This window comes from Acinetobacter sp. YH01018, from assembly GCF_013420295.1.
Lineage (GTDB): Bacteria > Pseudomonadota > Gammaproteobacteria > Pseudomonadales > Moraxellaceae > Acinetobacter.
The window spans coordinates 1-1370 of the sequence record NZ_VOYL01000117.1 but is presented as its reverse complement, the minus strand read 5'-3'; the positions used below and the strand labels follow the sequence as shown (position 1 = coordinate 1370).

At 44.9% G+C, this 1370-nt stretch carries 1 protein-coding gene; it reads right to left on the bottom strand.

Annotation, left to right across the window (positions count from 1 at the left end; translation table 11 throughout):
- Positions 1 to 21: 21 nt before the first annotated feature.
- Positions 22 to 1248 carry a transposase gene (locus tag FTT83_RS15880; protein ID WP_180174931.1) on the bottom strand — a complete coding sequence of 409 codons (1227 nt, stop codon included), beginning with the start codon at positions 1246 to 1248 and terminating at the stop codon, positions 22 to 24.
- Positions 1249 to 1370 lie beyond the last annotated feature (122 nt).

The following is a 1370-nucleotide window of genomic DNA, read 5'->3' as shown; positions in this document are numbered from 1 at the left end:
GGCATAGGTATCTACACATCTTTAGGTACCTAATGCAATTGTTGCGATTTCATTCAGTTCATCTATTGAATATTCCGAGAGCAGTTGAAGAGTGTTCAGTAAAATCGAAAGTCCTGCCAATATTGCAGGTGCACTTTCCAACTTACCTCTCTTCTGCTGTCGGCCTGAAAGACGGGCCAGAAATATACGAATTTTCTGATTTTGTTCATCTTCAGAACGCTGTATTCGCCAAGTCAGCACACACGCCATACTGCTGATCAGGAGCCGTCTTAAAATCGCTGCAGGTGTGGTCTGAAGCCATGATTCAACGTCATGGCCTGCCTGCTTGAGAAGCTTGAAATAGCACTCAATTGTCCAGCGCCAGTAATACCAGGTGGTTAGTTCTACCGCATCAATCTCTGAAGAAACATTGCTGATCAGCGACCATCTCGCGACTGTTTTACCTTGAGCATCTTTCACCACAGCAACAATTAATCTGGCTGCAACCGCCTTGCCTGGCTGGGGAGTAACCCGTTGGCCTGAATCGTCTTTTCTCTTCGGCTTTGCTGCACGCGTTATCCGAATATCGGTTTCTCCAACATGCAGCATATGCCGGTTTCCTTTATAAGCAATCGGCTTAACCTGCTGAGTTACTACTTTTTCTGCGGCTTCTGCAACTTTGTAGGTTTCCCCTTGATGCTCAATCCGATGGCTTTCTTTGGCCCGGATCAACCATTTAAAACCATGGCTGCTGATTTCCCTCAAGTGGGCAATCGAGTCTCCTTCACGGTCAATGATATGGACTTTTGTTTTCTCAATCGGATACTGTTCAATCGTTTTAATTTGTTCTGCGAGTGAGTCCAAATGGGACTTGCGCTCGCTGTATTGTTCACTGAATGTAGAGTAACAGCCGGATGCATCTGTTAGCGTCTGAGCTAATGGCGCAATCGGGAGCCCTGATGATGCATCGACAAGTAAACTGCTTTGCAATTCATAGCCTGAATTCACCTGTGTTCTTTGAAGACGCTGAACCTTATGATTGTGCTTCACATACTGCAGCTGAGACCAGTCATGAACGATTAATGCATACTGATGCGGTGATGTCTTGATCTGTTCGCATGCAAGAAGCTTAATCGGCTGGTTTAATTGACTAAAAGAGATTTTATCATTATTCAGGAATCGCCAAACTGCCTGTGTAGTTGAGAAACTCGACTTTTGGGTAGAGGCTAGGTCTTTGATTGCGGGAGCAAGTGAAGCAAGAGGATTCATATTGAGTTTTACAAGGCTGTTATAGCGTTTGACAAGACGCTGATCCAGACCAGAGATGTGAAATTGAAGAGCATGCTCTTCAATTTAACGCAAAGCTCGGAAATTGTGTAGATACCTATGCC

Bases quoted from the DNA above. Each gene is read 5' to 3' on its own strand.
- FTT83_RS15880 (WP_180174931.1), bottom strand. From the start codon at position 1,248: ATGAATCCTCTTGCTTCACTTGCTCCCGCAATCAAAGACCTAGCCTCT.